Source organism: Microbacterium sp. B35-04, assembly GCF_010634885.1.
Lineage (GTDB): Bacteria > Actinomycetota > Actinomycetes > Actinomycetales > Microbacteriaceae > Microbacterium.
In genome coordinates this window covers 81,713-106,403 of sequence record NZ_MWLP01000014.1, presented here as the reverse complement: position 1 = coordinate 106,403, position 24,691 = coordinate 81,713, and the positions used below count along the sequence as shown (strand labels likewise).

The window sequence follows — 24,691 nt, the reverse complement described above, 5'->3', positions numbered from 1 at the left end:
GCCCGTCCGTCTCGACGGAGCTCGACGACCCGACGGGTGCACCCGAGCAGGGGGGCGTCATGGGTGTCGTAGCGACGGAGACACCGCTGCTTGTCTACTTCTCGAGCGTGTCGGGCAACACCGCGCGCTTCATCGAGAAGCTCGGAGCACGCGCGCTCCGGATCCCGCTCCATGCGACGGATCCGGCGCTCGTCGTCGACGAGCCGTACGTCCTCGTGACACCGACCTATGGCGGAGGCCAGGGGCGCGGCGTCGAGAAGGGCGCCGTTCCGAAGCAGGTGATCCGGTTCCTCAACGATGAGCGCAACCGGCGCCTCATCCGCGGAGTGATCTCCGCGGGGAACACCAACTTCGGCGAGCACTTCTGTCTCGCCGGCGACATCATCAGCCGCAAGTGCCACGTGCCGCACTTGTACCGGCTCGAAGTATTCGGCACGCCTGAAGATGTGGAACGCGTGAACGCGGGATTGGAACGATGGTGGGAACTCTGACGCAGACCGACTTCAAGACGGAGGCACGCTTCGAGGGCATGGACTATCACGCCCTCAACGCGATGCTCAACCTCTATGACGCCGACGGCAAGATCCAGTTCGGGGCCGACAAGCGCGCGGCGCGGGAGTACTTCCTGCAGCACGTGAACCAGAACACGGTGTTCTTCCACTCCCTCAAGGAGCGCCTGGACTACCTGGTCGAGAAGGAGTACTACGAGGGCGCCGTGCTCGAGAAGTACTCGTTCGAGTACATCCAGAAGCTCAACGACCTGGCCTACTCCAAGAAGTTCCGCTTCGAGACGTTCCTCGGGGCGTTCAAGTACTACACGAGCTACACGCTGAAGACCTTCGACGGCAAGCGGTACCTCGAGCGCTTCGAGGACCGGGTCGTGATGACCGCGCTCGCGCTGGCGGACGGCGACGAGAAGCTCGCCACCGCGCTGGTCGAGGAGATCATCTCGGGCCGGTTCCAGCCGGCGACGCCCACCTTCCTCAACGCCGGCAAGGCGCAGCGCGGAGAACTGGTGTCGTGCTTCCTGCTGCGCATCGAAGACAACATGGAGTCGATCGCCCGCGGCATCAACTCCGCGCTGCAGCTCTCCAAGCGCGGCGGCGGCGTGGCGCTGCTGCTGTCGAACATCCGCGAGTCGGGTGCGCCGATCAAGCAGATCGAGAACCAGTCGAGCGGCATCATCCCCGTGATGAAGCTCCTCGAAGACTCGTTCTCGTACGCCAACCAGCTGGGGGCACGTCAGGGTGCGGGGGCGGTCTACCTCAACGCGCACCACCCCGACATCCTGCGCTTCCTCGACACCAAGCGTGAGAACGCCGACGAGAAGATCCGCATCAAGACGCTGTCGCTCGGCGTCGTCATCCCCGACATCACGTTCGAGCTCGCCAAGAACGGCGAGGACATGTACCTGTTCTCCCCGTACGACGTCGAGCGCGTCTACGGCGTGCCGTTCGGCGACATCTCGGTGTCCGAGAAGTACCGCGAGATGGTCGACGACCCGCGCATCAAGAAGACCAAGATCAACGCGCGCGAGTTCTTCCAGACCCTCGCCGAGATCCAGTTCGAGTCGGGCTACCCGTACATCATGTTCGAGGACACGGTGAACAAGGCCAACCCGATCAAGGGCCGGATCAACATGTCCAACCTGTGCTCCGAGATCCTCCAGGTGAACACGCCCACCACGTTCAACGAGGACCTCTCCTACGCCCAGATCGGCAAGGACATCTCGTGCAACCTGGGATCGCTCAACATCGCGCTGGCGATGGACGGCGGTGACCTGGCGCAGACCGTGGACACCAGCATCCGTGCCCTCACCGCGGTGAGCGACCAGAGCCACATCCGCTCGGTGCGCTCGATCGAGGACGGCAACGACCGCTCGCACGCCATTGGCCTCGGCCAGATGAATCTGCATGGCTACCTCGCCCGCGAGCACGTCTACTACGGGTCGGAAGAGGGTGTCGACTTCACGAACATCTACTTCTATTCGATCCTGTTCCACGCGCTGCGCGCGTCGAACCGCATCGCGATCGAGCGCGGGGAGACGTTCGACGGGTTCGCCGACTCGACCTACGCGTCCGGCGAGTTCTTCGACAAGTACATCGAGCAGGAGTGGGTGCCCGCGACCGACAAGGTCAAGGAGATGTTCGCCGGTCACCACATCCCCACGCAGGACGACTGGCGTGAGCTGAAGGCCTCGATCCAGCAGCACGGCATCTACAACCAGAACCTGCAGGCGGTGCCGCCGACCGGCTCGATCTCGTACATCAACAACTCGACGAGCTCGATCCACCCGATCGCGGCGAAGGTCGAGATCCGCAAGGAAGGCAAGCTCGGCCGCGTCTACTACCCGGCGGCGTTCATGACGAACGACAACCTGGAGTACTACCAGGACGCCTACGAGATCGGCTACGAGAAGGTCATCGACACGTACGCCGCGGCCACCCAGCACGTCGACCAGGGCCTGTCGCTCACGCTGTTCTTCAAGGACACCGCGACCACGCGCGACATCAACAAGGCTCAGATCTACGCCTGGCGCAAGGGCATCAAGACGATCTACTACATCCGCCTGCGTCAGATGGCGCTGGAGGGCACGGACATGTCCGAATGCGTCTCCTGCACGCTGTGACGCTGATCCGGACTTCGAAAGAGGAGAGATGAGCGAGAAGCTCCAGCTCCTGGACCACGTCCAGGCCATCAACTGGAACCGCATCCAGGACGACAAGGACCTCGAGGTGTGGAACCGCCTCGTGAACAACTTCTGGCTGCCCGAGAAGGTGCCGCTGTCGAACGACATCCAGTCGTGGAACACGCTGACGCCCGACGAGCAGACCCTCACGATGCGCGTGTTCACGGGCCTCACCTTGCTCGACACGATCCAGGGCACGGTGGGCGCCGTCTCGCTCATCCCCGACGCGCTCACCCCGCACGAGGAGGCCGTCTACACGAACATCGCGTTCATGGAGTCGGTGCACGCCAAGTCGTATTCGTCGATCTTCTCGACGCTGTGCTCGACGAAGGAGATCGACGAGGCCTTCCGCTGGTCAATCGAGAACCCGAACCTTCAGAAGAAGGCTCAGATCGTCATGGAGTACTACCGCGGCGATGAGCCGCTCAAGCGCAAGGTCGCCTCGACCCTGCTCGAGAGCTTCCTGTTCTACTCGGGCTTCTACCTGCCGATGCACTGGTCCAGCCGCGCGAAGCTCACCAACACGGCCGACCTCATCCGCCTCATCATCCGCGACGAGGCCGTGCACGGGTACTACATCGGCTACAAGTTCCAGAAGGGGCTCGAGAAGGTCGACGAGGCCACGCGCAACGAGATCAAGGACTACACGTTCTCGCTGCTGTACGAGCTCTACGACAACGAGATCCAGTACACGCAGGACCTCTACGACGGCGTCGGCCTCACCGAGGACGTCAAGAAGTTCCTGCACTACAACGCCAACAAGGCCCTCATGAACCTGGGCTATGAGGCGATGTTCCCCTCGACGGTCACCGACGTGAACCCGGCGATCCTGTCGGCCCTGTCACCGAACGCCGACGAGAACCACGACTTCTTCTCGGGGTCGGGCTCGTCGTACGTCATCGGCAAGGCGGAGGCCACCGAGGACGAGGACTGGGACTTCTGAGGCCGGACTGAAGACACCGAGGACGGATGCCGCGACCCGCGGCATCCGTCCTCTCTTTCGTTGCCGGCGCTGGCAGAAGGCGCCGCGTGCTCGGGTATCGGCAGAGTCGCGTAATAGACGGCCGTCGATGCTGTCTCTTGAGTGGGGGATGCGCCGGAGCCCCGGTCCGGCATCCCGGCCGTGGGTCCCGAGCCCGCGGCTACCGGGGGCGCCGGCATTCTCGCGTCGGCCCCCCGGTCAGCCTCTCGCTCCGCCTCCCGGTCGACTATCTGCTCCCTCGGCCGGCTCCATCGTGAAAGCGAATTCCCCTGGAGCAGGTGACACGGAGCCCCCGGGTTCCTACAGTTGTGGCAGCGGCGTCTGGTTGTGGGAACCGCCGCCGCCGGCGGTGCACGCGGCGGAAGGGGACCTTGCCGTGGACAGTGAAGCCCGTCCGACAGGTGGTTCCGGTAGCGCGCATGCGGCGGAGCCTGCGCCCGCGCCGGCGGGTACGGCTGTGACGCGCACCACTCTGGTGTGGTTCGGGCTGGGCTTCGTGCTGCTCTCGTTCTTCGCGGCGTTCCTCGGCTCGTGGCTCGCGCGATCGGTCGATACGGCCGAGCCGGCGCCGTCGGCGTCGGCGTCGGCGACGCCGGCTCCCGACTACGAGGAGGCGCTCGCGGAGATCCTCCCGGCCGGCTCGGCCGTCCGGGCGGGATCGGGCGCGCCGGAATCGGGCAAGGGGTACGAGGGCGACGTCTACATCGACGTCCTCACCGCCGACGTGTATCTCTTCCAGGACGACTGGACCTTCGTCGGCAACATCCGCCAGTCGGCCGCCGAGAACCTCAGCGGCGAACAGGGGCCTGAAGGCGCGCCGGGTGCGCAGGGGGAGCAGGGGGAGCAGGGGGAGCAGGGGGAGCAGGGGGAGCAGGGGGAGCAGGGGGAGCAGGGGGAGCAGGGGGAGCAGGGGCCGACCGGAGCGCCCGGCACCCAGGTGACGCTCGGCACGGCGGCCCCCGACGCCGCGGACTGCACTGCGGACGGCGACGTGTTCATCGACACCGCAGCGGTGCAGTTCTACGAGTGCGCCGACGGCGCGTGGGCGCTGTTCGGCCCGACGCCGGAGTCGGAGCCGGAGACCGAGGCGGAGCCGACCGAGTAGGGGGTCAGCGCCGGGTCGAGGCGGTCACGGTGAACTTCGCGTTGCGCGCGATCTGCCGCGTCGGGCCCACCACCTTCTCGAGTGTCTGCCGGTAGCGCAGACCCGAGTTCCACACCGTCCACAGCTCGCCGCCGGGACGCAGCACGCGCGCCGCCTCGGCGAACATCTGCGGCGCGATGCCCTCGTGCACGGCCGAGCCCGAATGGAACGGCGGATTGAGTGCGATGAACGACGCGCTGCCGTCGGGCTGCTCGCCGAGCATGTCGTCGCGCACCACCTCCACGCGCTCGTCCACCCCGTTCGCCCGCGCCGTCGCCGTCGCCGAGGCGACGGCTGCGGCCGACTGATCCGTCGCCAGGATGCGGAGATCGGGATGCCGCACCGCAAGTCCCGCGGCGATCACCCCCGTGCCGCACGCGAAGTCGATCACCGCTCCCGGCTCATCGGCGAGTCCGTGCGGTCGGCCGGTCGGCCCCGGCAGATGGTCGAGCAGGAACCTCGTGCCGATGTCGATCGACGCGCCTGCGAACGCTCCGCCGAAGGCGCACACCACGATGCCGTCGTGGGACGCCCGGCGAGGCGCCGGGTCGCGGCCGTCGTGGGGCTCCCGCGCCACGAGAACCCGGGACTTCTGCCGCGCGTGGCTGACGTCGAGCCGGCCGAAGCTCTCGCGCAGGACGTCGTTCATGCCGAGCGTCATGTGCTTGATGCGCCCGCCGGCGAAGACGACGACCTCGGGCGCCGCATGCGCGGCGATGAGTCCCGCGATGTCGCGCAGCGCCTCGAGCGACCGGGGCAGGCGAACCAGCACCACCCGTGCGCCACGCACGAGGTCGGGCGCGAGCGGGAGCGACGCGAACGCGCCGCCGAGTCCGAACCGCCCGGCATTGGCGGCCAGCGCTCGTTCGCCCGTGAGCGGGTCCTGATGGACACGGATGCCGCGGCCGCCGTCCGCCGCTGCTCCCAGGGTCAGTGCGCCGTAGCCGTCGCCGATCACCGTGAGCCCGCCGTCCCCGACGCCGGCACGCGCAGCGGCTGATTCGTCGAGCAGCAGCCGGTCCGCGGCATCCGTCGCCACGAGGCCCGGAGCCTCGACGTCGGGCCAGCGGCGCAGTCCGTCGAGTGAGAACGTCACAGTCCCACGGTAGCGGGCGGGCGATCGCACCGGAGACCGGCGAATGCGCCGCGTCGCGCGGCAGCCGGACTAGCATTCAGCACATGTCCGAGCGCGCTTTCAGTCCCGTCATCTCACTGCTGACGGTCGCGAGCGTCTGGGACGGCCACCTGGGTGCGCAGCTGCGCGACCTCGGGCTCACCACCCGCAAGTACGCGCTCCTGGCCCACATCGAGGCGACGCCGGGCATCTCGTTCAGCGAGCTCTCGCGGCGGTCGCAGATCACCGTGCAGTCGGCTCACACCGCCGTGCAGACCCTCGTCGCCGACGGGCTCGTCGAGGACGCCACGAAGCACGCCGGCTCGGCGTCCGACCTGCGGGTCACCGCGCGGGGGAGTGACGTGCTGGAGGCGGCGCAGCAGCGCCTCGCCGCGCTCGACGCCGACCTCACGCGCGACGCCCCCGCCCTCGCCACCGCGCTGGAAGGTCTGCACGAACAGCCGTACACCGCGGCCGGTGGGCCCGCCCGCTGACCTTCAGGTCGACTGAAGTCTTTCAGTTAGACTGAAGGTGTGTTCCGCAACCCTCACTCCCTCTTCCGTGCGCTCGCGATCGCCGAAGCGATCTCGTGGACGCTTCTCATCGGGGGTCTCATCCTCCGTGCCGTCACCGGCTGGGCGCTCGGTGTCACGATCGGCGGCGGCATCCACGGCTTCGTCTTCCTGTCGTACGCCGCCACGGCGATCCTCGTCGCGCTGAACAACCGCTGGCCCGCCTGGCCGGCCGTTGTCGCGCTCGTCAGCGCCGTCATCCCGTACGCCACCATCCCGGCCGAGCTGTGGCTCCAGCGCAGCGGGCGGCTGGCCGGCGCCTGGCGGCTCGAGCCGACCGACGACCCGCGGGACGGCGCCTGGTACGACCGGCTCATGCGGTGGTTCCTGCGGCGCCCGTGGGTGCTCGCCGCGCTCATCGCCCTCGCCGTGGTGGCGCTGTTCGTCGTGCTGCTGATCCTCGGGCCGCCGGGGGGCCGCGACTGACGGTCGCCACCCGTCAGCCGGACCGCTCAGTCGCCGCGGCCGGGTAGCTCAGTCGCGCGGCGGGCGGACCGCTCAGTTGCTCGCGGCTCGAAAGCTCAGTCGCGCGGCGGGAGCTGCTGCAGCGTCCAGGTGTTGCCGTCGGGGTCGTCGAACTGCACGAACCTGCCCCAGCCCTGCTCGTCGACGCCTCGTGCCTCCACGCCCACGTTCCGCAGGTGGGCGAGCGCCTCGTCGGCGTCGGGGACGACGACCTGGATCGTGTTCTGGCGGCCCGGTTCGAGATCGTTGCCGAGGCCGGTGCCGAACGCGATCGAGCAGGCCGACCCCGGCGGCGTCATCTGCACGAACCGCAGGCCCTCGAAGGGGACCTGGTCGTGGTCGGCGTGGAATCCGATCCGCTCGTAGAACTCCTTCGCCCGGTCGACGTCGGTGACGGGCACGAAGATGAGCTCGATCTTCCAGTCCATGGTTCTCTCCTCTGAGACGCGGTCCCCCCGAGTGACGAGGCTACGCCGCGCCACCGACGTCGACGCGGGCGGAGTCCGGGGGAAACCGAAAGGGAAGGGAATACCTGCGCGCGGGTGCCGTTGAACTTGACAATCCCTGTATCAAGTTCAAAACTTGATGCTCGATCACTCAAGTTTCAGGAGAGACGGAATGCCCGAAGACTTCACTCCCCAGGCCGGCGACGACGGGAGCTCGTTCGACGAGTTCCTGGCGCGCTACCTCGCGGGGGAGCGTGCGCGTGTCGAGCGGTCGATCGACCTCAGCCGCTATCTCGGCGCCCGCACCCAGGAGATGCTGCAGCGTGCCGGCAAGTACGCCCTCGACCGCGGTCAGCGCGAGCTCGACGCCCTGCACATCCTGCGCATCCTCGTCACCGAGGCTCCGGCCCGTGACGCGGTCCGGCGCATCGGCGCGGATCCCGACGCCATCTCGCGCGCGACCGAGGAGCGCCTTCCCGCAGCCTCCGCCGCGGCGGACGTCGACGGGGCCGTGGTCACCGCGTCGGTGCAGCGCGCGCTGTTCCACGCCTTCCAGGTCGCGCGCTCGTCCGGCTCGACGTACGTCGACCCGGAGCACCTGTTCTTCGCCCTGGTCCTCGCCCAGGACACGCCCGCCGGCCAGGTGCTGGCGCACGCCGGCGTGACGGCCGAGGCGCTCATGCAGGGCGCGCGCGAGACGGTGACGCCGGGCGAAGCCGCCTCGGCCGAAGCGGGGACGGATGCCGCGGCATCCGTCACCCCCATGCTCGACACCTACGGCACCGACCTCACGGCACGCGCCGTGGCGGGCGAGCTCGACCCCGTGATCGGACGCGCCGACGAGATCGAGCAGACCATCGAGATCCTCAGCCGCCGCACCAAGAACAACCCGGTGCTCGTCGGCGAGGCCGGCGTCGGCAAGACCGCGATCGTCGAGGGACTCGCGCAGGCGATCGTCGACGGCGGCGTGCCCGAGCAGCTGCTCGGCAAGCGCGTGGTCGCACTGGACCTTCCTGCGATGCTCGCGGGCACCCGCTACCGCGGCGACTTCGAGGAGCGTCTCACCAAGACGATGGACGAGATCGCCGAGCACAGGGGCGAGCTGATCGTCTTCATCGACGAGGTGCACACCGTGGTGGGCGCCGGCGGTGCCGGCGACGGCGGCATGGATGCCGGAAACATCCTCAAGCCCCGCCTCGCGCGCGGCGAGCTGCACCTGGTGGGCGCGACGACGCTCAAGGAGCACCGCGTCATCGAGAAGGATCCCGCGCTCGAGCGCCGGTTCCAGCCGGTGCGGGTGGGGGAGCCGTCCGTCGAGGACGCCGTGCTCATCCTGCGCGGACTGAAGCCCGCGTACGAGGAGCACCACGGCATCGTCTACACCGACGAGGCCCTCCGTGCCGCGGTCGAGCTCAGCGACCGCTACGTCACCGAGCGCGTGCTGCCCGACAAGGCCATCGACCTCATCGACCAGGCGGGTGCGCGGCTGCGCCTGCGCCTGGGCTCCAAGGTCGACGTGAGCGGCCTCATCGAGCGTCTGGCGACGCTCGAGGCCGACAAGAACGCCGCCGTGTCCGCCGAGCACTACGAGGAGGCCTCGCGCATCCGCGACCAGATCGCCGCGGTGCAGGCCAAGCTCGACGAGGCGACGGCGTCCGGCGCTTCGACGGGCTCAGCGACCGGTGGACGCGTCGACGCGATCGTCGGCGAGCCCGAGATCGCGGCCGTCATCAGCCGGGCCACCGGCATCCCGGTCAACCGTCTCACCGAGACCGAGCGCGAGCGGCTGGCGTCCCTCGAGGACGAGCTGCACCACCGCGTGATCGGCCAGGACGACGCCGTCGTCGCGGTCGCGAAGGCCGTGCGCCGCAATCGGACCGGCATGGGCGACGCGCACCGCCCCGTGGGCTCGTTCCTGTTCCTCGGCCCGACCGGCGTCGGCAAGACCGAGCTGGCCAAGGCGCTCGCCGCCAGCCTGTTCGACGACGAGAGCGCCGTCATCCGCTTCGACATGAGCGAGTTCGGCGAGCGGCACACGGTGTCGCGCCTGGTCGGCGCCCCTCCGGGATACGTCGGCTACGACGAGGCCGGGCAGCTCACCGAGCGCGTGCGACGCAACCCGTACTCGATCGTGCTGTTCGACGAGATCGAGAAGGCGCACCCCGACGTGTTCAACCTGCTGCTGCAGGTGCTCGACGACGGCCGCCTCACCGACGGCCAGGGACGCACGGTCGACTTCCGCAACACCGTGGTGGTGATGACGTCGAACCTCGGCTCGGAGTTCCTCGCCTCGCGCGGCGGTGCCATCGGCTTCCTCGCCGACGGCGGCGGCTCGACCGGCTTCGGCTCGGAGAAGGATCTGCGCGACCGCGTGTTCGCCAAGCTCCGCGAGGCGATGCGGCCCGAGTTCCTCAACCGCATCGACGAGATCGTGCTGTTCCGCAAGCTCGACAAGCCGCAGCTGCAGCGCATCGTGCGGCTGCTGCTCGGCGCGTCCGAGGCGCGGCTCGCGAAGCGCGAGGTCGACCTCGTCGTCACCGACGGTGCCGTCGCCTGGCTCGCCGAGCACGGGTACGAGCCCGAGTACGGCGCCCGGCCGCTGCGCCGCCTGATCCAGCGCGAGGTCGACGACCGCATCGCCGACCTGTTCGTCACGGGTGCGCTCGTCGACGGTGGTGCCGTGACGGTGGATGCCGTGAGCGACGAGCTCTCGGTGGTCGCCGGGGCGTCGTTCCCGCTCGCCGCGTGAGCTGAGCACCACCTCTGCGAGAGGCGCCGCGCCTTCGGGCCGGCGCCTCTCGCCGTGTCGCGGGACGTCTGTGACCCGGCGCCCGGCGCCCGGCGCCCGGATCGGCGTCAGGCCTCCAGCATCCGTTTCAGCGTGATCGCGTTGCGGACGGCGTTGCCCTCGCCGTCGTTGTTGAAGTACGCCTGCACCTCATGCCCGCCGCGCTCCCATTCGCGGATGCGCTCCGCCCACCAGGCGAGGTCGTCGTCGGAGTACGAGCCCCCGTACAGGTGCTCCGGATCGGGGCCGTGCAGCCGCACGTAGACGAGGGGAGCGGTGGCGCGCAGGACGCAGGGCAGCCGCGCGCCGCTCATCACGCAGTACGCGGCGCCGTGGCGCTCGAGCATCGCGAAGACGGCGTCATCCACCCACGACGGATGCCGGAACTCGATCGCCGGGCGGGTCCACTCCGGCAGCTGCGCCAGGAAGTGCTCCAGCCGCGCGTCGTCGCGCTCCATCGCCGGGTGCAGCTGGACGATGAGCGGCCCGCGGCGGCCGTAGAGCTCATGGAGTCCCCGCGTGACCCGCGAGATCCAGACCTCGGGATCGCGGAGCCGCCGCGCATGGGTGAGGCCGCGCGGCGCCTTGACGGCCATCTGGAAGCCGTCCGGCATCCGTTCTCGCCATGCCGAGAACCTGGCGTCGGCCGGCCAGCGATAGAAGCTGCCGTTGAGCTCGACCGCGTCGAACGCCGCGATGTACTGCGAGAGCCAGTGGCTCTGGGGCCCTTCGTAGAGCACACCCCGCCAGTGGGGATAGACCCAGCCGGATGTCCCGATGCGCGCCATCCCCCCAGCGTGCGCGGTGGGCGCGGTACGAGCGACGGGGTTGCGTCGGCGCGCCCGCCGCGATAACCGCGTGCGGCGGTCGGCCAGGCGTCCCGCGTCAGGATGCGCGTGTCGGCGACCGCTGACAGAGTGGGGGGATGACCCGCATCGGCGCGATCTTCAACCCCTATACGCACGCTCCCGACGAGTTCCGTGACGCGGTGCTCGCCGCCGAGTCCGCGGGCCTCCCCGAACTGTGGATCTGGGAGGACTGCTTCCGGCAGTCCGCGTTCGCCACGGTCGGCGCGGCGCTCGCGTGGACCGACGCCCTGCGCATCGGGATCGGCATCGCGCCCATGCCGCTGCGCAACGTCGCCGCGACCGCCATGGAGCTGGCGACCATCGAGCGGCTCTTCCCCGGCCGCCTGCTGCCGGGCGTCGGGCACGGCGTGCTCGACTGGATGGGACAGGCGGGTGCGCGGGTGGCCTCGCCGCTGACGCTGATGCGCGAGTACGTCCCGGCGCTGCGAAGCCTGCTCGCGGGCGATGAGGTCACCACGGCCGGGCGCTACGTGTCGCTCGACGGCGTGCGGCTCGACTACCCGCCGGCGAGCCCGCCGCTGGTCTACGCGGCGGCCGAGGGCCCCAAGACGCTCCGGCTGAGCGGCGAGGTCGCCGACGGCACGGTGCTCGCCAGCGGGCACACCGCCGAGGAGTACGCGACCGCGACGGCCGCGATCCGCGAGGCGCGCGAACTCGCCGGGCGCGGCGGCCGCCACGACGTGGTCGCCTACGTCGTCACGGCGTTCGGCGCGGATGCCGAGGCGCGGGCGATCGCGGACGTCGGCGACAAGCCCGACCCGGCCGAGCGCGCGCTGTGGGGCGATCCGGCGCAGGTCGCCGCCGGCGCGCAGCGGTTCTTCGACGCGGGGGTCGACGACGTGATCCTCCTTCCGGCCTCCCGCGGCGACATCGCCGAGTTCTACCGCGGGGCCGCCGACGTGGCGCGCCTGGTCGCGGCGGACGCCTCGTGACGGCGGCGCTGTCCCTCGGGATCGCGGCCGCCGCAGGCCCGGACCTCGCGGAGCGGGTGGCACCCGCCGCCGAGGCGGCCGGATTCCACGCCCTCTGGGTGAACGACACACCGGGCCACGACGCGCTCGCCGTGCTCGCCGCGGCTGCCACCGCGACCGAGCGCCTGGTGCTCGCCACGGGCGTCCTGCCGGTGGACCGCCGCACCCCCGACGACATCGCCGTCGCGGCGTCGGGCCTCCCGGCCGGCCGCCTCGTGCTCGGCATCGGCTCGGGGCAGGCGCGCAGCGGCGCGGTGGAGCTGGTGACGGATGCCGCGGCCGCGCTGCGCCGCCGCACCGACGCGCGCGTCGTCGTCGGTGCGCTGGGCCCGAGGATGCGACGGGCAGCGGCTGCGGCATCCGATGGCGTCCTGCTGAGCTGGCTCACCCCGCAGACCGCCGCCGCGCAGGCCGCGGAGGCGCACGCGATCACGCCGGAGACCCACGTCGCGCTGTACGTGCGCACGGCCGTCGACGACGCGGCTGTCGCCGCCCTCGACGAGGAGACTGCCCGTTACGCCGGCTACCCCGCGTACGCCGCGAACTTCGCCCGACTGGGTGTGGACCCCGCAGAAACCGTGATCCGTCCGGCAGTGCTGCGCGACCGGATCGCGGCCTACCGGGCCGGCGTGGACGAAGTCGTGCTGCGGGCCATCACGCCGACGGGCAGCGCCGACGATCATCTGCGGTTCATCGACGCGATCGTCGAGGCCGTCGCGTGATGCGCGTCATCGCCCGGTGGGCGCTCGCGGCGCTCCTCGTGGTCGCGGGCGCCTCGCACCTGACCTGGGGCCGCCGCGGCTACCGCATCGTCGTGCCGGACTGGGCGACGCGCCTGCTCCGCACCGACGAGGACACCATCGTCGTCGCCTCAGGTGTGGTCGAGCTGATGCTCGGCGGCGCGCTCGTGGCGCTTCCGGCTGAGCGCCGCCGCGTGGGCTGGGTCATCGCGGCGTTCTTCGTCGCGGTCTTTCCCGGCAACGTCCATCAGTGGCGCACCGGCAGGTCGGCGCCGATGCTGCGCACCGGCCGGGCACGGTTCGTGAGGCTGCTGCTGCAGCCGCTGCTCGTGGCCTGGGCGCTGTGGAGCGCCGACGCCGTGCCGGCCCGCCGCGCCCGTCCGAGGCGGAAGAGGTCGCGCCGGTGAGGCAGGGTCGATGAGCCGACCGGTCGCCGTCGTCGCGGGCGCCTCGGGCTTCGTCGGTCGCGCGCTCGTGCGAGCTTTCGCCGAGGACGGCTACGACGTGCGCACCATCGGCCGGGCGGGCGCCGACGCGACGTGGCCCGATGCCGACGGCATCCGCGCCCTCATCGACGGCGCGGCGATCGTGGTGAACCTCGCGGGCAAGTCGGTCGACTGCCGCTACACCGACGAGAACCGCGACGATATCCTGCGTTCGCGCGTCGAGACCACCCGCGCGCTGCGTCACGCCATCGAGGGCGCCGCCGCCCCGCCGCCGCTGTGGCTGAATGCGAGCACGGCGACCATCTACCGCTACGCCCTCGACCGGCCGCAGACGGAGCAGCAGGGTGAGCTCGGCACGGGGTTCTCCGTCGACGTGGCCCGCACCTGGGAGGACGAGTTCTTCGCGGCGAGTCTTCCGTCCACCCGTCGGGTGGCACTGCGCATGGCGATCGTGCTCGGCGACGGTCCCGCGACGCGCAGCCTCGTGCGGCTGGCCCGTGTCGGACTCGGCGGTCCCCAGTACGACGGATGGTGGTTCCCGCACACGCGCTATCGCGGCATCGGCCCGGAACCGACCGGTGACGGTCGCGCGCCGCGCCACCGATCGCGCGGCCGGCAGCGGTTCAGCTGGATCCACCTCGACGACGTGGTCGGAGCGGTGCGGTTCGTGCGCGACGACCCGAAGATCGCGGGACCGGTCAACCTCGCGGCTCCCGAGACCTCCGACAACCGCGGGCTCATGGCGACGCTGCGCCGCATCGTCGGCGCGCCGATCGGACTGCCCGCCTGGCGGTTCATGCTCGAACCGGCGATGTGGGTGCTGCGCACCGAGCCGGAGCTCATACTCAAGAGCCGCTGGGTGGTTCCCGAGGCGCTCACCGCGGCGGGGTACGGGTTCGCCCATCCCGAGCTGGAACCGGCGCTGCGCGACGTCGTCGCGTCGCTCGGGTCGCGACGGCGCTGACGCCGGTCGTGGTCCCCGACGCCTGCGGGGTGGGCGCGTGTCGGGGCCGGGTGCGAGAATGCGGGCATGCTGCTCCACGAGCTCGTGACGGCGACGGATGCCGTGGCCTCGACGTCGTCGCGACTGGCCAAGGTCGCCGCGCTCGCGGAGGTGCTCCGCCGGCTCGACGCCGATGAGATCCGGCCGGCGATCGGGTTCCTGACCGCGAGTCCGCGGCAGGGGCGCCTCGGCGTCGGGTGGCGGAGTCTCTCGAATCTCGCCGTGACGCACGCCGACGAGCCGACGCTGACCGTGGGCGACGTCGATGAGGCGCTCGACCGGCTCGCCGGGGCAGACGGCCCGGGGTCCGTCGCCACCCGCGCCGCCGCTCTCGACCAGCTGGCGCGCACCGCCACGGCGGGGGAGTGGGACTTCCTCGCCCGCGTCATGCTCGGCGAACTGCGCACCGGGGCGCTCGAGGGCGTGCTGCTCGACGCCGTCGCGAAGGCATCCGACCGCGACGCGCCGACCGTGCGGCGTGCCGCCATGCTGTCGGGCGACCTCGGCGCCACGGCGCGGACCGCCCTCATCGGCGCGCCCGAAGAGCTGGCCGCCATCGGCCTCGAGGTGGGGCGCGGCGTGCTGCCGATGCTCGCCGCGACGGCGGGCTCGACGGCGGAGGCGCTCGAGACGCTCGGCGGCGCGGCATCCGTCGAGTACAAGCTCGACGGCGCACGCATCCAGGTGCACCGCGACGGCGACGACGTGCGCGTGTTCACCCGCAGCCTCGCCGACATCACCCACCGCGTGCCCGAGATCGTGTCCGCCGTGCGGGCGCTGCCGGCCGACCGGGTGATCCTCGACGGCGAGACCCTCTCGCTCGATGAGGACGGCGGCCCGCGTCCTTTCCAGGACACGATGGCCCGCTTCGGCTCGCTCGGGGCGGACGACGCGGCCGCCGTCGTGCTGCGGCCGTGGTTCTTCGACATCCTGCATCTGGACGGCCGCGACCTCATCGACGAGCCGCTCGCGACGCGCCTCGAGCTGCTCGACCGTGCCGTCGGCGATGCCCGCGTGCCCGGCATCGTCACCGACGACGCGGCGCGCGCCGAGGAGTTCTCGCGCGAGGCGCTCGCCGCCGGGCACGAGGGCGTGATGGTGAAGGGGCTCGATGCCCCCTACGCCGCCGGGCGCCGGGGAAAGAGCTGGCTCAAGGTCAAGCCCGTGCTGACCTACGACCTCGTCGTGCTCGCCGTCGAGTGGGGATCGGGCCGGCGCACCGGGCAGCTCTCGAACCTGCGCCTGGGTGCCCGCGACCCCGAGGGGGCGTTCGGCGAGCCGGGAGCCTTCGTGATGGTGGGCAAGACCTTCAAGGGCCTCACCGATGCGACGCTGCGCTGGCAGACCGAGTTCTTCCCGACCATCGAGACGCACCGCTCGTCGCATGCGGTGCACGTGCGGCCCGAGACAGTCGTCGAGGTCGCCATCGACGGGGTGCAGCGCTCGACGCGCTACCCGGGCGGTGTCGCTCTGCGCTTCGCGCGTGTGAAGGGCTATCGGCCCGACAAGGGCCCCGCGGAGGCGGACACGATCGACGCGCTGCGGAGTCTGCTGCGGGGATGAGTGGGGGGCCGCCCCGACGTCAGCGGCGGACCGCGATGTACCGGTGCTCGGGCCTGCCCGTCGTCCCATAGCGCAGTCGCACATCGACCAGGCCGCGGCTGGCGAGCCCCGCGAGGTGCCGCTGGGCGGTCGCTCGCGAGATGCCGACCCGGTCGGCGATCTCCGCAGCGGACGCCTCGTCGTCGCCGAGCCCCTCGAGGATCAGCTGCTCGGTCGCCGAGCGGGTGACGGTCGCGGGCTCCGCGCCGCCGTGCATGATCGCGAGGGCGCGATCGATCTGCTCCTGCTCCAGCGGCCGGTCGGTGACCAGCAGGTTGCGCATCCGCGCATAGCGGTCGAGCCGCTCGGCGAGCACCCGGGCGTCGAAGGGCTTCGTCAGATAGGCGAGCGCCCCCGCCTGCAGGGCGCGGCGCACCGTGGCGGCATCGGTGGCAGCCGACAGCACGAACGCGTCGATGTCGGCCGCGGCGGCGAACTCGACGCCGTCGCCGTCGGGAAGGAAGGCGTCGACGAGCAGCAGATCGGGGGCGTGCGCCCGCACCGCCTGCCGTGCGGCGCCGAGCGACTGCACGGCATCGAGTGCGGTGAATCCGGGCCGCGACGCCACGATGTCACGGTGCAGTCCGGCGACGCGGAAGTCGTCGTCGACGACCAGCACCCGGATGGGACGATTCATGCGCTCTTCTCCTCGGGGTTCCCGCTGGCGGGGCGCAGTGCGCCGGGCAGCCGAGCGCCGAACACGGCACCGGACCCCTGGCCGCCGGGGTCGATCAGCCACACGTCACCGCCGCGGCGGCGTGCGAGGTCGCGTGAGAGCGGAAGCCCGAAGCCGTGCCCGTGCACGGTGTCGCTCCGGCTCGCCGCCGCGTCTCGGGTGGTGGCGCGTGCAAAGGGGTCGGCTCCCGGCGGCTGGATGCCGCCACCCGAGTCGGCCACCGTGATCACCAGTTCGCCGCCGTCGCCCAGCAGCGCGATCTCGACCCAGCCGGGCTGTGCGCCGCCGACCGCCGCGGTGACGGCGTTGCCGACGAGGTTGCCCAGCACCGCCGCCACGTCCTCCGCCTCGGCCACCTCGCTCAGCAGCAGGGTGTCCTCCGAGACGCGGACCGTCACGCCGCGCTCCCGCGCCGTCGCGGCCGTCGCGCCGAGCAGCGACGTCAGGAACGCGTCGGGCACGCGCTCGAGCCCGGCGACGCCGAAGTCCACGGCGCCGCGCTCGGTCAGGTCGCCGAGGAACGCGCGCGCCTCGTCGACGCGTTCCGCGTCGATCAAGCCGGACGCGACGTGCAGGCGATTGGCGAACTCGTGCCGCTGCACCCGCAGCGCCTCGGTCATGGCACGCACGGTCTCGAGCCGGCCGGCGAGCGCCTCGACGTCGGTGCGGTCCCGCACGACCACGATCTGGCCCAGCGCCCGTGCGTCCCGCTGCACCGGCCGGGTGTCGAGGTACAGCACCCGGTCGCCGACGACGGCCTCGACGCCCGACGCCCCGTCGCGCACGGCGTCGCGCACGGTCTCGGGCAATGGGAGCTCGTCGAAGCGGCGCCCGGCCGCCGCGTCGATCCCCAGCATCCGTTCGGCGGCCTCATTGCACACCCGCACGACGCCGTCGGGATCCAGCGCCACGACGCCGTCGCCGACCCCCTCGAGCACCGCCGCCTGATTCTGCACGAGTGTCACGAGCTCTTCCGGCTGGAGCCCGAGGGTGAGCCGCTCGAACCGACGTCGAAGCAGCAGCGTGGCCACGGCGGCCAGCGCCAGCCCGCCGACCGCGGCGATCGCGATGGTGGCGACGAGTGCGGGGAGGTCGTCGAAGACGCTCGCGCGTTCGAATCCGACACTCACCTCGCCCACGGGCGCGCCGCCGTCCTCCGGGTAGACCGGCACCTTGGCACGGGCGGATTCGCCGAGGGTGCCCACCTCCCAGTCGACGACCTCGTTGCCCTCGAGCACCTCGGCGAAGGGCGTCGAGACGACCTGGCCCAGAAGCTCCTCCGTCGGGTGGGCGAGACGGATGCCGTGATCGTCGGTGATGACGACGAACAGCGCGTCCGTGCGATCTGCCACGTCGGCCGCGATCTGCTGGAGGGCGCCGGTGCGCAGCTGCGCGGCATCCGGCGTTCCCGGGTCGGCGGAGAACTCGGCGACCAGCGACTTCACGTCGGGATCCTCCGCGACCGTGCGGGCGATGTTGAGGGCGGCGGCCTCGGACTCCGCCCGGAGCTGGCGCACGCCCAGCCACCCGAAGACGAGCGCGCACACGGCGACGACGGCGGTCACCGTCGCCAGCTGCATCAGCAGCAGCCGTGTCGCGAAGCGCATCCCACCTCCCTGGGCTGATGTGTGGACGGGCTGATGTGTGGACGGGCTGATGTGGGGACGGGCCGACGAATGGCCGGGACCGATGAGGGGACCCGTCTCCGCGTACGTGAGCACAATGCGCAGAACACACGCTACGCGCACAACCTGCGGGAATGCGACTTAACGCGCGACGAGCCGTGCCTCGCGCCTAGCCTCGCGGGAACGCACCGAGACCGGTGCGACGCCACCACCCGCACGACACGACGAAGGAGTCGAGATGAACGCGGCAGTTCCGATCCTGTTCCAGGCCGCCGAGGCCGACGAGGGCTACGCCACCGCCTTCGTGCCGTCCGAGGGCGTGCTCGTCGCGCTGGGCTTCACGATGGTGCTGGTCTTCATGGCGCTCATCATGACGCGCCGGCTGACGCCGATGGTCGCGCTCATCCTCGTGCCGACCGTGTTCGGGCTGTTCGCCGGCGCCGGACTCGGGCTCGGCGACATGATCCTCGACGCCATCGGCAGCATGGCGCCGACCGCCGCGCTGCTGATGTTCGCCATCATGTACTTCGGCATCATGATCGATGTCGGACTGTTCGATCCGCTCATCCGCGCGATCACGCGGCTGCTCGGCGACGATCCCGCCAAGGTCGTGCTGGGCACGGCGGTGCTGGCCGGAGCGGTCTCGCTCGACGGCGACGGGTCGACGACCTTCATCATCACGACCTCCGCGATGCTGCCGATCTACCTGCGCCTGGGCATGAGCCCCGTCGTGCTCACCTGCGTCGCAGGCCTCATGAACGGCACGCTGAACATCGTCCCGTGGGGCGGCCCCACGGTGCGCGCGGCGACCGCGCTGGGCCTGCAGCCCACCGACATCTTCGTGCCGATGCTGCCCTCGCTCGCTGCCGGCATCGTCATCTCCCTGGCCTTCGCCTGGTTCCTCGGACTCTCCGAGCGCAAGCGCATCGGCAGCATCGACGAGTCGCGCCTCGACGGCGGGGGAGTGCTCGCCGGACCTCGCATCTTCCGCGGCAGCGACACGAAGCCGGGCGCCCGCGCGACGCTGCGCACCGGCAACATCGTGACGCTCGCCGGCGGGCGGGGCAGCCTGCCCATCGCCACGGCCGTCGTCGACCGCGAAGACACCGCGATGGCTGACACGATGCTCGACCCGAACCGCGCCACCCTGCGGCCGAAGCTCATCTGGTTCAACCTGGCACTGACCCTCGCGGTGATGGTGCTGCTGGTGCTCGACGTCTTCCCGCTCGCCTACGTCTTCATGGTCGGCGCCGCGATCGCGCTGTTCGTGAACTTCCCGAAGCTCAAGAGCCAGGCCGACGAGATCGTCGCCCATGCGCCGAGCATCGTCGGCGTCGTCTCGATGGTGCTGGCGGCCGGTGTGCTGGTCGGCGTGCTGAACGGCACCGGCATGGTCGATGCGATGGCGACCTGGATCACGACTGTGATCCCCGCCTCGCTCGGACCCTTCCTGGCCGTGATCACCGGCATCCTGTCGATCCCGTTCACGTTCTTCATGTCGAACGATGCGTTCTACTACGGCATCCTCCCCGTGCTGGCGCAGAGCGCCGAGCACTTCGGGATCGCGCCGGTCGAGATGGCCCGCGCCTCGATCACGGGCCAGCCGGTGCACCTGCAGAGCCCGCTCGTGCCCGCCATCCTGCTGCTGGTCTCGCTGGCGAGCGTCAACCTCGGCGATCACCACAAGAAGGTGCTGTGGCGGGCCTGCGTCGTGTCGCTCGCGATGCTCGCCGTCGGCGTGCTGGTGGGTGCGATCCCGCTCATCGCCTGAGCGGGGGATGCCTGCTCCCGGCGCGCGCCTGATTCTCGGCGCGCGCCGGCCGCGCGGTGACTGCCCCGGCGGCTCCTGCGGCTCGTAGGCTTTCGCCATGACCAGAGCAGCTGCACCCGACGCCGCCTACGAGCACCGCAGCTTCGGGGCACCCGGCGCAGAGCGCACCGTCTTCCTTCTCCGCGGAGGCGCCTCGGCGCTGTCCGATCCGCTGCCCGACGCCACGATGCGACGCGACGCGCGCGTCGTGGCCATCGGACTGACTGTCGACGACGTCGACGACCCGGTGGCCTACCGCGGAACGACGCCCGCGGAGGCCACCGCCCGGCGGATCGCGCAGTTCGTCACCGAGGAGCGTGAGGATCGCCCCGCCGGCATCGTCGGCGTGGCCGCCGCCGGGGAGCTGGCCGTCAGGGTCGCCGCCCTCGTCGGCGTCGGAGTCGACCGGCTCGCCCTCGTGGCCGTGCCGCGTCCCGAGTCCGAGCTCGGGGGCTACGAGCTCGGACAGCTGCTGCAGCGCATCGACGCGAAGACGCTGCTGATGAACGGGCGGGACGACCCGGATGCCGCCGCCGGCGCGGCGCGCTGGTTCGCCGAGCGGCTCCCGTCTGCGCGCGTCGAGATGGTCCCGAAGACCACCGATCCCACCTCTCGCCTGATCCTCGCCGACGTGTGGGAGCGCGTGCTGTCGCACGTGGCGCCGGGAACGGTCCGATGACGCGGATCGTCGTCCTCACCGGGGCCGGCATCTCCGCCGAGAGCGGCGTGCCCACCTTCCGCGGCGCCGACGGCCTGTGGGAGGGGCACCGCGTCGAAGACGTCGCGACGCCGGAGGCCTACGAGCGCGACCCCGACACCGTGCTCGCCTTCTACGACGAGAGGCGCCGTGCCCTCGGAGCCGTGGCGCCCAACGCCGCCCATCGCGCCCTCGCCCGGCTCGAAGGCGCGATCGGGGACGACTTGCTCGTGGTCACGCAGAACGTCGACGACCTGCACGAGCGCGCCGGCAGCCGCCGCCTCGTGCACATGCACGGCGAGCTGCGCCGGGCGCTGTGCGGCGCGTGCGGCTCACGGCCCGAGTGGGACGGCGACCTCATCGATCGCCCGCCCTGCCCCGAGTGCGGAGAGCGGATGCTGCGCCCCGACGTGGTCTGGTTCGGCGAGATGCCGTACGAGCTCGAGCGCATCGAGAACGCGGTGGTGGCGTGCGATGAGTTCGTCTCCATCGGCACGTCCGGGGCGGTCTATCCCGCCGCGGGGTACGTCGCGCTCGCGGCGGCCTTCGGCGCGCGGACGACCGAGCTCAACCTCGAGCCGCGCGACACCCTGCTGCTCTTCGAGGACGCGGTGCCGTTCGACGAGGCGCGCGCCGGTCGTGCGACCGAGCTCGTGCCGGCATGGGTCGACGAGGTGATCGCGGCACAGCGCGATCGGATCGTTGAGTCCTGAGGTCGCCACGGAGGCGGACGACGAAGGCGCCGAGCGGTCCTCCGCCCGGCGCCTCCGCGTTGCCCGATGGATCTACGTTCTGCCGCCGCCCGATCGCACACGCGACAGCGCATCCACCGTTGCGGCAAGGATGAGGACGCCGCCTGTGACGAGCAGGTTGATGCCTGCAGGGAGGTTCAGCAGGCCGAGGCCGTTGGTGATCGTCGCGATCACGAGCGCACCGATCGCGGCGTGCATCAGGCGCCCCTTCCCGCCGAAGAGGCTCACGCCGCCGACGACGGCCGCGGCCACGCCCGAGAGCACGATGTCACGGCCGACGGTGGCATCCACCGAGCCGACCCGCGACACGCTGAGGAGGGCTGAGGCCACCGCCAGGCTCGAGCAGATCACGAAAGCCCACCACTTGATCCAGCGGACCTTTATGCCCGATCGTCGGGCCGCCTCCGCATTCCCACCGATCGCGTATATGTAGCGACCGAATTTCGTGCGGTCCAGCACGAAGGTGCCGACCCAGAGGATCGCCAGGACGATCGGGACGACGAGGGGAACCCCCGAGACCTCTACGACCGACTGACCCCGGTCCCGATTGAGCACGTACACAACCGCTCCGCCGAGGACCGCGATCACCGCGAGCTTGATGAACACGAGCGAGACCGTGCGGTTGGGCACGCCGGCGCGACGGCGCCGAGCGCGATCCCAGAACGATGTCGCCGCCGAGATTGCGAGGATCACCGCCAACAGCACCCAGCCGCCCCACGTCGGCAGGTTCGCACGCTGCAGCGCGATGAGCTCGGGAACCTCGATGCGGTAGAGCCCTCCCGCTCCGATGACGGTCAGCGCCAGACCCTGGAACCCCAGGAAGAGACCCAGCGTCACGACGAATGACGGGATGCCGATCCTGGCGACGAAGAAACCTATCAGCGCACCGGTCAGGAAGCCGAACCCGAACCCGACGAGGAGCGCCAGCGGCCAGGGGAAACCCCACACCGTGTTGAGAACCACGAACAGGGCCATTCCGACCCCGCCCGTGACGCCGGCGGAAAGGTCGATCTCGCCGAGCAGCAGCACGAAGACCAGCGCCATCCCGAGCACGACGAGTGTTGCGGCCTGGTTGAGCAGATTGGCGAAGTTGCGCTCGGTGAGGAAGAAGTCGCTCAGCAGTGAGAAGAGGATGCCGAGGACGATGAGGCCGCCGATGGCGGGGAGGGCTCCCATGTCGCCTGCGCGAACGCGCTGCCACCATGCCTGCGCCTGCTCGCGCAGGCCGCCTTCGACACCGCTCCCGATGAGGTCGCTCGCCACCGGATCGGGTGCAGCTTCGGTGCGTGTCGCGTTGGTGCTCATTCCGCGCCCCCTTCGGTGCGAATCGTCTCGGTGCTCATGATCTGGACTCCGCCGAGCGTCTTGGTGCCGGTGATGTACCCCACGACGTCGTCGCGGTTGGTGTCCTTCGTGTCGATCTGCGCCACCATCTGGCCGAGATAGAGCACAGCGATGTCGTCGGCCACCTCGAAGACGTCGGCGAGGTTGTGACTGATGAGAATGACGGCGACGCCCTGCTCGGAGAGCCGCTTCACGAGGTTGAGCACCTGCTCCGTCTGGGCGACGCCCAGTGCGGCGGTCGGCTCGTCGAGGATGACCACTCGGGCCTTCTTCAGGACCGCGCGCGCGATCGCAACCGTCTGCCGCTGGCCGCCGGAAAGGCTCGACACCTTTTGTCGGACCGATCTCACCGTGCGCACTGAGAGCGATCGGAGGGTGTCGGACGCCTCCTTCTCCATGCGCCCTTCGTCGAACGTCCCGAACGCCGTCTCCTCGCGGCCGAGGAACATGTTCTGCACGATATCGAGGTTGTCGGCCAGGGCGAGGTCCTGGTAGACGACCTCGATGCCGAGCGCCGAGGCATCTCTTGGCGCGTGAAGGTCCCGATGGACGCCGTCGATCAGCACTTCGCCTTGATCGTACGGCTGGACGCCCGCGAGGCCTTTGATGAGGGTGGACTTTCCGGCGCCGTTGTCGCCGACCAGGGCGGTGACCCGTCCTGGATGAACGCGGAGGTCCACTCCCTTGAGGACGCTGACGGGACCGAATGACTTCTTGACGCCGACGAGCCGGATGATCGGCTCCGTCGCCGTGAGGGTTTCTGACATGCTCGCTCCTTGGGATGCGCCGTGTCGCCGGACGGGGCGCCGCGCCTTAGACGCGACGCCCCGTGGCGATGAACTGCAGGACTTACTCGGTCACTCCGTACTGTTCGCAGGCGGCCAGGACCTCGGCGGTGCAGACCTCGTCGTACGCCGTCTGTCCTGACGCGACGACGTCCTTGACCTCTTCTGGGCCGACGAGGATGGGCGTCGACTGGAAGAACGGCGTGCCGTCCTCGAGCTCCGCGTCCGCCTCAGGGGTCTCGCCTTCCAGCAGCGCTACCGCGAGCTCGACAGCCTGGGTGGCAAGCTCTTCGATCGGCTTCCAGACGGTCGCCGTCTGCCAGCCGAGCAGGACGTTCTGCAGCCCGGCGACATCGGCGTCCTGCCCGGACACTGCGACACCGGTCAGGTTGTTGTCCTGAAGGACCTTGATCACGCCCGCGGCGTTCGTGTCATTGGCCACCCAGACGCCGTCGACCTGGCCGTTCAAGCTGGTCAGCGCCTGCTCGAAGTTGGTCTGCGACTGCGCGCCGTCCCAGACTCCCGGCGGCTCTGCGGCGGGAGTGATCCCGGCCGCTTCCATGACCTCCACCGCGCCTTCCTTGAACATCCCGGCGTTGTTGTCGGTCGGGTCGCCGCCCATGTACACGACGGTGGCGGTGGCGGGGTCCTTCCCCGCGGCCTCGAGTCCGTCCAGCACCGTCTGGCCCTGCAGTCGCCCGACCTCGACGTTGTCGAACGAGACGTAGTAGTCGGAGCCCTTGAAGGAGCGGTCATAGGCGATGACCGGGATGCCCTCGGCCTTCGCCCTCTCGGCAACCGAGACGGCAGCGCCGTTGATGTCGACGAGCATCATGACGCCGCAGCCCTGCGTGAGCTGCTGGTCCGCGATGGTCGCGAACGCCTCGACGTCGTCCTGGGCGTTCTGGATGTCGGCCTCGAAGCCCGCGGCCTCGAGCCCTTCCTGGAGGTAGCGGCGGTCGAGGTTCTCCCAGCGGGCCGACGAGGCGGCGTCGGGGAGGATGACGCACGCTCGCGTGCTCGCGGCGTCGCCGCCGTCGTCACCGCCGTCCCCGGTGTCGCCGTTGCCGCCGGCGCAGCCGGCCAGCATCACCGCGGCCGCGCCCGTGAGGGCGGCCACCGCGAGGAGTGAAGACTTCTTCATCATTCGCCTTTCGTCATTGAAGCGAGC

23 protein-coding genes are annotated in these 24,691 nt (G+C 70.6%); 15 read left to right on the top strand and 8 right to left on the bottom strand.

The features are described from left to right. Positions 1-59: 59 nt before the first annotated feature. From nrdI to B1729_RS04590, 4 genes are all read left to right on the top strand, one after another. Positions 60-491 (top strand): class Ib ribonucleoside-diphosphate reductase assembly flavoprotein NrdI, encoded by a 432-nt coding sequence (gene nrdI / locus B1729_RS04605; RefSeq protein WP_163618575.1) that lies wholly within the window; start codon positions 60-62, stop codon positions 489-491. Next, positions 476-2,629, top strand: coding sequence for a class 1b ribonucleoside-diphosphate reductase subunit alpha (nrdE, locus tag B1729_RS04600; RefSeq protein WP_163618576.1), 2,154 nt, complete (start codon positions 476-478; stop codon positions 2,627-2,629). Before nrdI ends, nrdE begins: the two co-directional genes overlap by 16 nt. Positions 2,630-2,657: 28 nt before the next feature. Further along, positions 2,658-3,632, top strand: coding sequence for a class 1b ribonucleoside-diphosphate reductase subunit beta (gene nrdF / locus B1729_RS04595; protein WP_163618577.1), 975 nt, complete (start codon positions 2,658-2,660; stop codon positions 3,630-3,632). A 496-nt stretch (positions 3,633-4,128) separates the two neighbouring features. Continuing rightward, positions 4,129-4,776, top strand: coding sequence for a hypothetical protein (locus tag B1729_RS04590; RefSeq protein WP_204318854.1), 648 nt, complete (start codon positions 4,129-4,131; stop codon positions 4,774-4,776). Positions 4,777-4,780: 4 nt separating this feature from the next. Here B1729_RS04590 and B1729_RS04585 read toward each other — a convergent pair whose 3' ends face one another. Beyond that, a complete protein-coding gene (locus tag B1729_RS04585) occupies positions 4,781-5,911 on the bottom strand; it encodes a methyltransferase (RefSeq protein WP_163618578.1) in 1,131 nt (376 codons plus the stop codon). Between the two features lie 83 nt (positions 5,912-5,994). On the opposite strand from B1729_RS04585, the gene B1729_RS04580 reads away from it, so the two are divergent. After that, positions 5,995-6,423, top strand: coding sequence for a helix-turn-helix domain-containing protein (locus B1729_RS04580; protein WP_163618579.1), 429 nt, complete (start codon positions 5,995-5,997; stop codon positions 6,421-6,423). 39 nt (positions 6,424-6,462) lie between these two features. Continuing rightward, positions 6,463-6,927: a DUF3817 domain-containing protein gene (locus tag B1729_RS04575; protein ID WP_163618580.1), complete on the top strand. Its 465-nt coding sequence runs from the start codon at positions 6,463-6,465 to the stop codon at positions 6,925-6,927. A gap of 95 nt (positions 6,928-7,022) precedes the next feature. Here B1729_RS04575 and B1729_RS04570 read toward each other — a convergent pair whose 3' ends face one another. After that, positions 7,023-7,394 (bottom strand): GNAT family N-acetyltransferase, encoded by a 372-nt coding sequence (locus B1729_RS04570; RefSeq protein WP_163618581.1) that lies wholly within the window; start codon positions 7,392-7,394, stop codon positions 7,023-7,025. A 190-nt stretch (positions 7,395-7,584) separates the two neighbouring features. Between B1729_RS04570 and B1729_RS04565 the strand changes: the two genes are divergently transcribed. Continuing rightward, the gene (locus B1729_RS04565; RefSeq protein WP_163618582.1) at positions 7,585-10,161 is read left to right on the top strand and encodes an ATP-dependent Clp protease ATP-binding subunit; all 2,577 of its coding nucleotides are present in this window, start codon (positions 7,585-7,587) and stop codon (positions 10,159-10,161) included. A gap of 107 nt (positions 10,162-10,268) precedes the next feature. Here B1729_RS04565 and B1729_RS04560 read toward each other — a convergent pair whose 3' ends face one another. Then, positions 10,269-10,988 carry a DUF72 domain-containing protein gene (locus B1729_RS04560; RefSeq protein WP_163618583.1) on the bottom strand — a complete coding sequence of 240 codons (720 nt, stop codon included), beginning with the start codon at positions 10,986-10,988 and terminating at the stop codon, positions 10,269-10,271. A gap of 137 nt (positions 10,989-11,125) precedes the next feature. Between B1729_RS04560 and B1729_RS04555 the strand changes: the two genes are divergently transcribed. The 5 genes from B1729_RS04555 to B1729_RS04535 all read left to right on the top strand — a co-directional run bounded on the left by B1729_RS04555 (position 11,126) and on the right by B1729_RS04535 (position 15,792). Continuing rightward, positions 11,126-12,001, top strand: a complete 876-nt coding sequence (locus B1729_RS04555) for an LLM class flavin-dependent oxidoreductase (RefSeq protein ID WP_163630937.1) — start codon at positions 11,126-11,128, stop codon at positions 11,999-12,001. Then, a complete protein-coding gene (locus B1729_RS04550; RefSeq protein WP_163618585.1) occupies positions 11,998-12,762 on the top strand; it encodes an LLM class flavin-dependent oxidoreductase in 765 nt (254 codons plus the stop codon). Before B1729_RS04555 ends, B1729_RS04550 begins: the two co-directional genes overlap by 4 nt. Next, entirely contained in the window at positions 12,762-13,187 is a 426-nt protein-coding gene (locus B1729_RS04545) for a hypothetical protein (protein ID WP_163618692.1), read from the top strand. The genes B1729_RS04550 and B1729_RS04545 overlap by 1 nt, the downstream gene beginning before the upstream one ends. A 10-nt stretch (positions 13,188-13,197) precedes the next feature. Continuing rightward, a complete protein-coding gene (locus tag B1729_RS04540) occupies positions 13,198-14,190 on the top strand; it encodes a DUF1731 domain-containing protein (protein ID WP_163618586.1) in 993 nt (330 codons plus the stop codon). A gap of 66 nt (positions 14,191-14,256) precedes the next feature. Continuing rightward, entirely contained in the window at positions 14,257-15,792 is a 1,536-nt protein-coding gene (locus B1729_RS04535; RefSeq protein ID WP_163618587.1) for an ATP-dependent DNA ligase, read from the top strand. A 19-nt stretch (positions 15,793-15,811) separates the two neighbouring features. On the opposite strand, the gene B1729_RS04530 is transcribed toward B1729_RS04535, so the two are convergent. Next, on the bottom strand, positions 15,812-16,468 hold the full coding sequence (locus tag B1729_RS04530) for a response regulator (protein ID WP_163618588.1): 657 nt from the start codon (positions 16,466-16,468) through the stop codon (positions 15,812-15,814). Further along, on the bottom strand, positions 16,465-18,114 hold the full coding sequence (locus B1729_RS04525; RefSeq protein ID WP_204260109.1) for a sensor histidine kinase: 1,650 nt from the start codon (positions 18,112-18,114) through the stop codon (positions 16,465-16,467). Before B1729_RS04525 ends, B1729_RS04530 begins: the two co-directional genes overlap by 4 nt. Positions 18,115-18,370: 256 nt before the next feature. Here B1729_RS04525 and B1729_RS04520 point away from each other — a divergent pair, with 256 nt between their 5' ends. The 3 genes from B1729_RS04520 (at position 18,371) to B1729_RS04510 (ending at position 21,352) form a co-directional block, all read left to right on the top strand. Continuing rightward, on the top strand, positions 18,371-19,903 hold the full coding sequence (locus B1729_RS04520; protein ID WP_163618589.1) for a CitMHS family transporter: 1,533 nt from the start codon (positions 18,371-18,373) through the stop codon (positions 19,901-19,903). Positions 19,904-20,000: 97 nt separating this feature from the next. Continuing rightward, on the top strand, positions 20,001-20,621 hold the full coding sequence (locus B1729_RS04515; RefSeq protein ID WP_163618590.1) for a hypothetical protein: 621 nt from the start codon (positions 20,001-20,003) through the stop codon (positions 20,619-20,621). Continuing rightward, entirely contained in the window at positions 20,618-21,352 is a 735-nt protein-coding gene (locus B1729_RS04510; protein ID WP_163618591.1) for an NAD-dependent deacylase, read from the top strand. The genes B1729_RS04515 and B1729_RS04510 overlap by 4 nt, the downstream gene beginning before the upstream one ends. 72 nt (positions 21,353-21,424) lie before the next feature. Here B1729_RS04510 and B1729_RS04505 read toward each other — a convergent pair whose 3' ends face one another. From B1729_RS04505 to B1729_RS04495, 3 genes are all read right to left on the bottom strand, one after another. Beyond that, entirely contained in the window at positions 21,425-22,696 is a 1,272-nt protein-coding gene (locus B1729_RS04505; RefSeq protein WP_163618592.1) for an ABC transporter permease, read from the bottom strand. After that, complete coding sequence (locus B1729_RS04500; protein ID WP_163618593.1) at positions 22,693-23,502, bottom strand: ATP-binding cassette domain-containing protein; 810 nt, start codon at positions 23,500-23,502, stop codon at positions 22,693-22,695. Before B1729_RS04500 ends, B1729_RS04505 begins: the two co-directional genes overlap by 4 nt. Before the next feature lie 82 nt (positions 23,503-23,584). Next, on the bottom strand, positions 23,585-24,664 hold the full coding sequence (locus B1729_RS04495) for a substrate-binding domain-containing protein (protein WP_163618594.1): 1,080 nt from the start codon (positions 24,662-24,664) through the stop codon (positions 23,585-23,587). Positions 24,665-24,691: the final 27 nt, after the last annotated feature.

Excerpts from the sequence above, each read along its gene's own strand:
- nrdI (WP_163618575.1), top strand. The coding sequence starts at position 60 with ATGGGTGTCGTAGCGACGGAGACACCGCTGCTTGTCTACTTCTCGAGC.
- nrdE (WP_163618576.1), top strand. The coding sequence starts at position 476 with ATGGTGGGAACTCTGACGCAGACCGACTTCAAGACGGAGGCACGCTTC.
- nrdF (WP_163618577.1), top strand. The coding sequence starts at position 2,658 with ATGAGCGAGAAGCTCCAGCTCCTGGACCACGTCCAGGCCATCAACTGG.
- B1729_RS04580 (WP_163618579.1), top strand. The coding sequence starts at position 5,995 with ATGTCCGAGCGCGCTTTCAGTCCCGTCATCTCACTGCTGACGGTCGCG.
- B1729_RS04570 (WP_163618581.1), bottom strand. The coding sequence starts at position 7,394 with ATGGACTGGAAGATCGAGCTCATCTTCGTGCCCGTCACCGACGTCGAC.
- B1729_RS04565 (WP_163618582.1), top strand. The coding sequence starts at position 7,585 with ATGCCCGAAGACTTCACTCCCCAGGCCGGCGACGACGGGAGCTCGTTC.
- B1729_RS04560 (WP_163618583.1), bottom strand. The coding sequence starts at position 10,988 with ATGGCGCGCATCGGGACATCCGGCTGGGTCTATCCCCACTGGCGGGGT.
- B1729_RS04555 (WP_163630937.1), top strand. The coding sequence starts at position 11,126 with ATGACCCGCATCGGCGCGATCTTCAACCCCTATACGCACGCTCCCGAC.
- B1729_RS04545 (WP_163618692.1), top strand. The coding sequence starts at position 12,762 with ATGCGCGTCATCGCCCGGTGGGCGCTCGCGGCGCTCCTCGTGGTCGCG.
- B1729_RS04540 (WP_163618586.1), top strand. The coding sequence starts at position 13,198 with ATGAGCCGACCGGTCGCCGTCGTCGCGGGCGCCTCGGGCTTCGTCGGT.
- B1729_RS04535 (WP_163618587.1), top strand. The coding sequence starts at position 14,257 with ATGCTGCTCCACGAGCTCGTGACGGCGACGGATGCCGTGGCCTCGACG.
- B1729_RS04530 (WP_163618588.1), bottom strand. The coding sequence starts at position 16,468 with ATGAATCGTCCCATCCGGGTGCTGGTCGTCGACGACGACTTCCGCGTC.
- B1729_RS04525 (WP_204260109.1), bottom strand. The coding sequence starts at position 18,114 with ATGCGCTTCGCGACACGGCTGCTGCTGATGCAGCTGGCGACGGTGACC.
- B1729_RS04520 (WP_163618589.1), top strand. The coding sequence starts at position 18,371 with ATGAACGCGGCAGTTCCGATCCTGTTCCAGGCCGCCGAGGCCGACGAG.
- B1729_RS04515 (WP_163618590.1), top strand. The coding sequence starts at position 20,001 with ATGACCAGAGCAGCTGCACCCGACGCCGCCTACGAGCACCGCAGCTTC.
- B1729_RS04510 (WP_163618591.1), top strand. The coding sequence starts at position 20,618 with ATGACGCGGATCGTCGTCCTCACCGGGGCCGGCATCTCCGCCGAGAGC.
- B1729_RS04505 (WP_163618592.1), bottom strand. The coding sequence starts at position 22,696 with ATGAGCACCAACGCGACACGCACCGAAGCTGCACCCGATCCGGTGGCG.
- B1729_RS04500 (WP_163618593.1), bottom strand. The coding sequence starts at position 23,502 with ATGTCAGAAACCCTCACGGCGACGGAGCCGATCATCCGGCTCGTCGGC.
- B1729_RS04495 (WP_163618594.1), bottom strand. The coding sequence starts at position 24,664 with ATGAAGAAGTCTTCACTCCTCGCGGTGGCCGCCCTCACGGGCGCGGCC.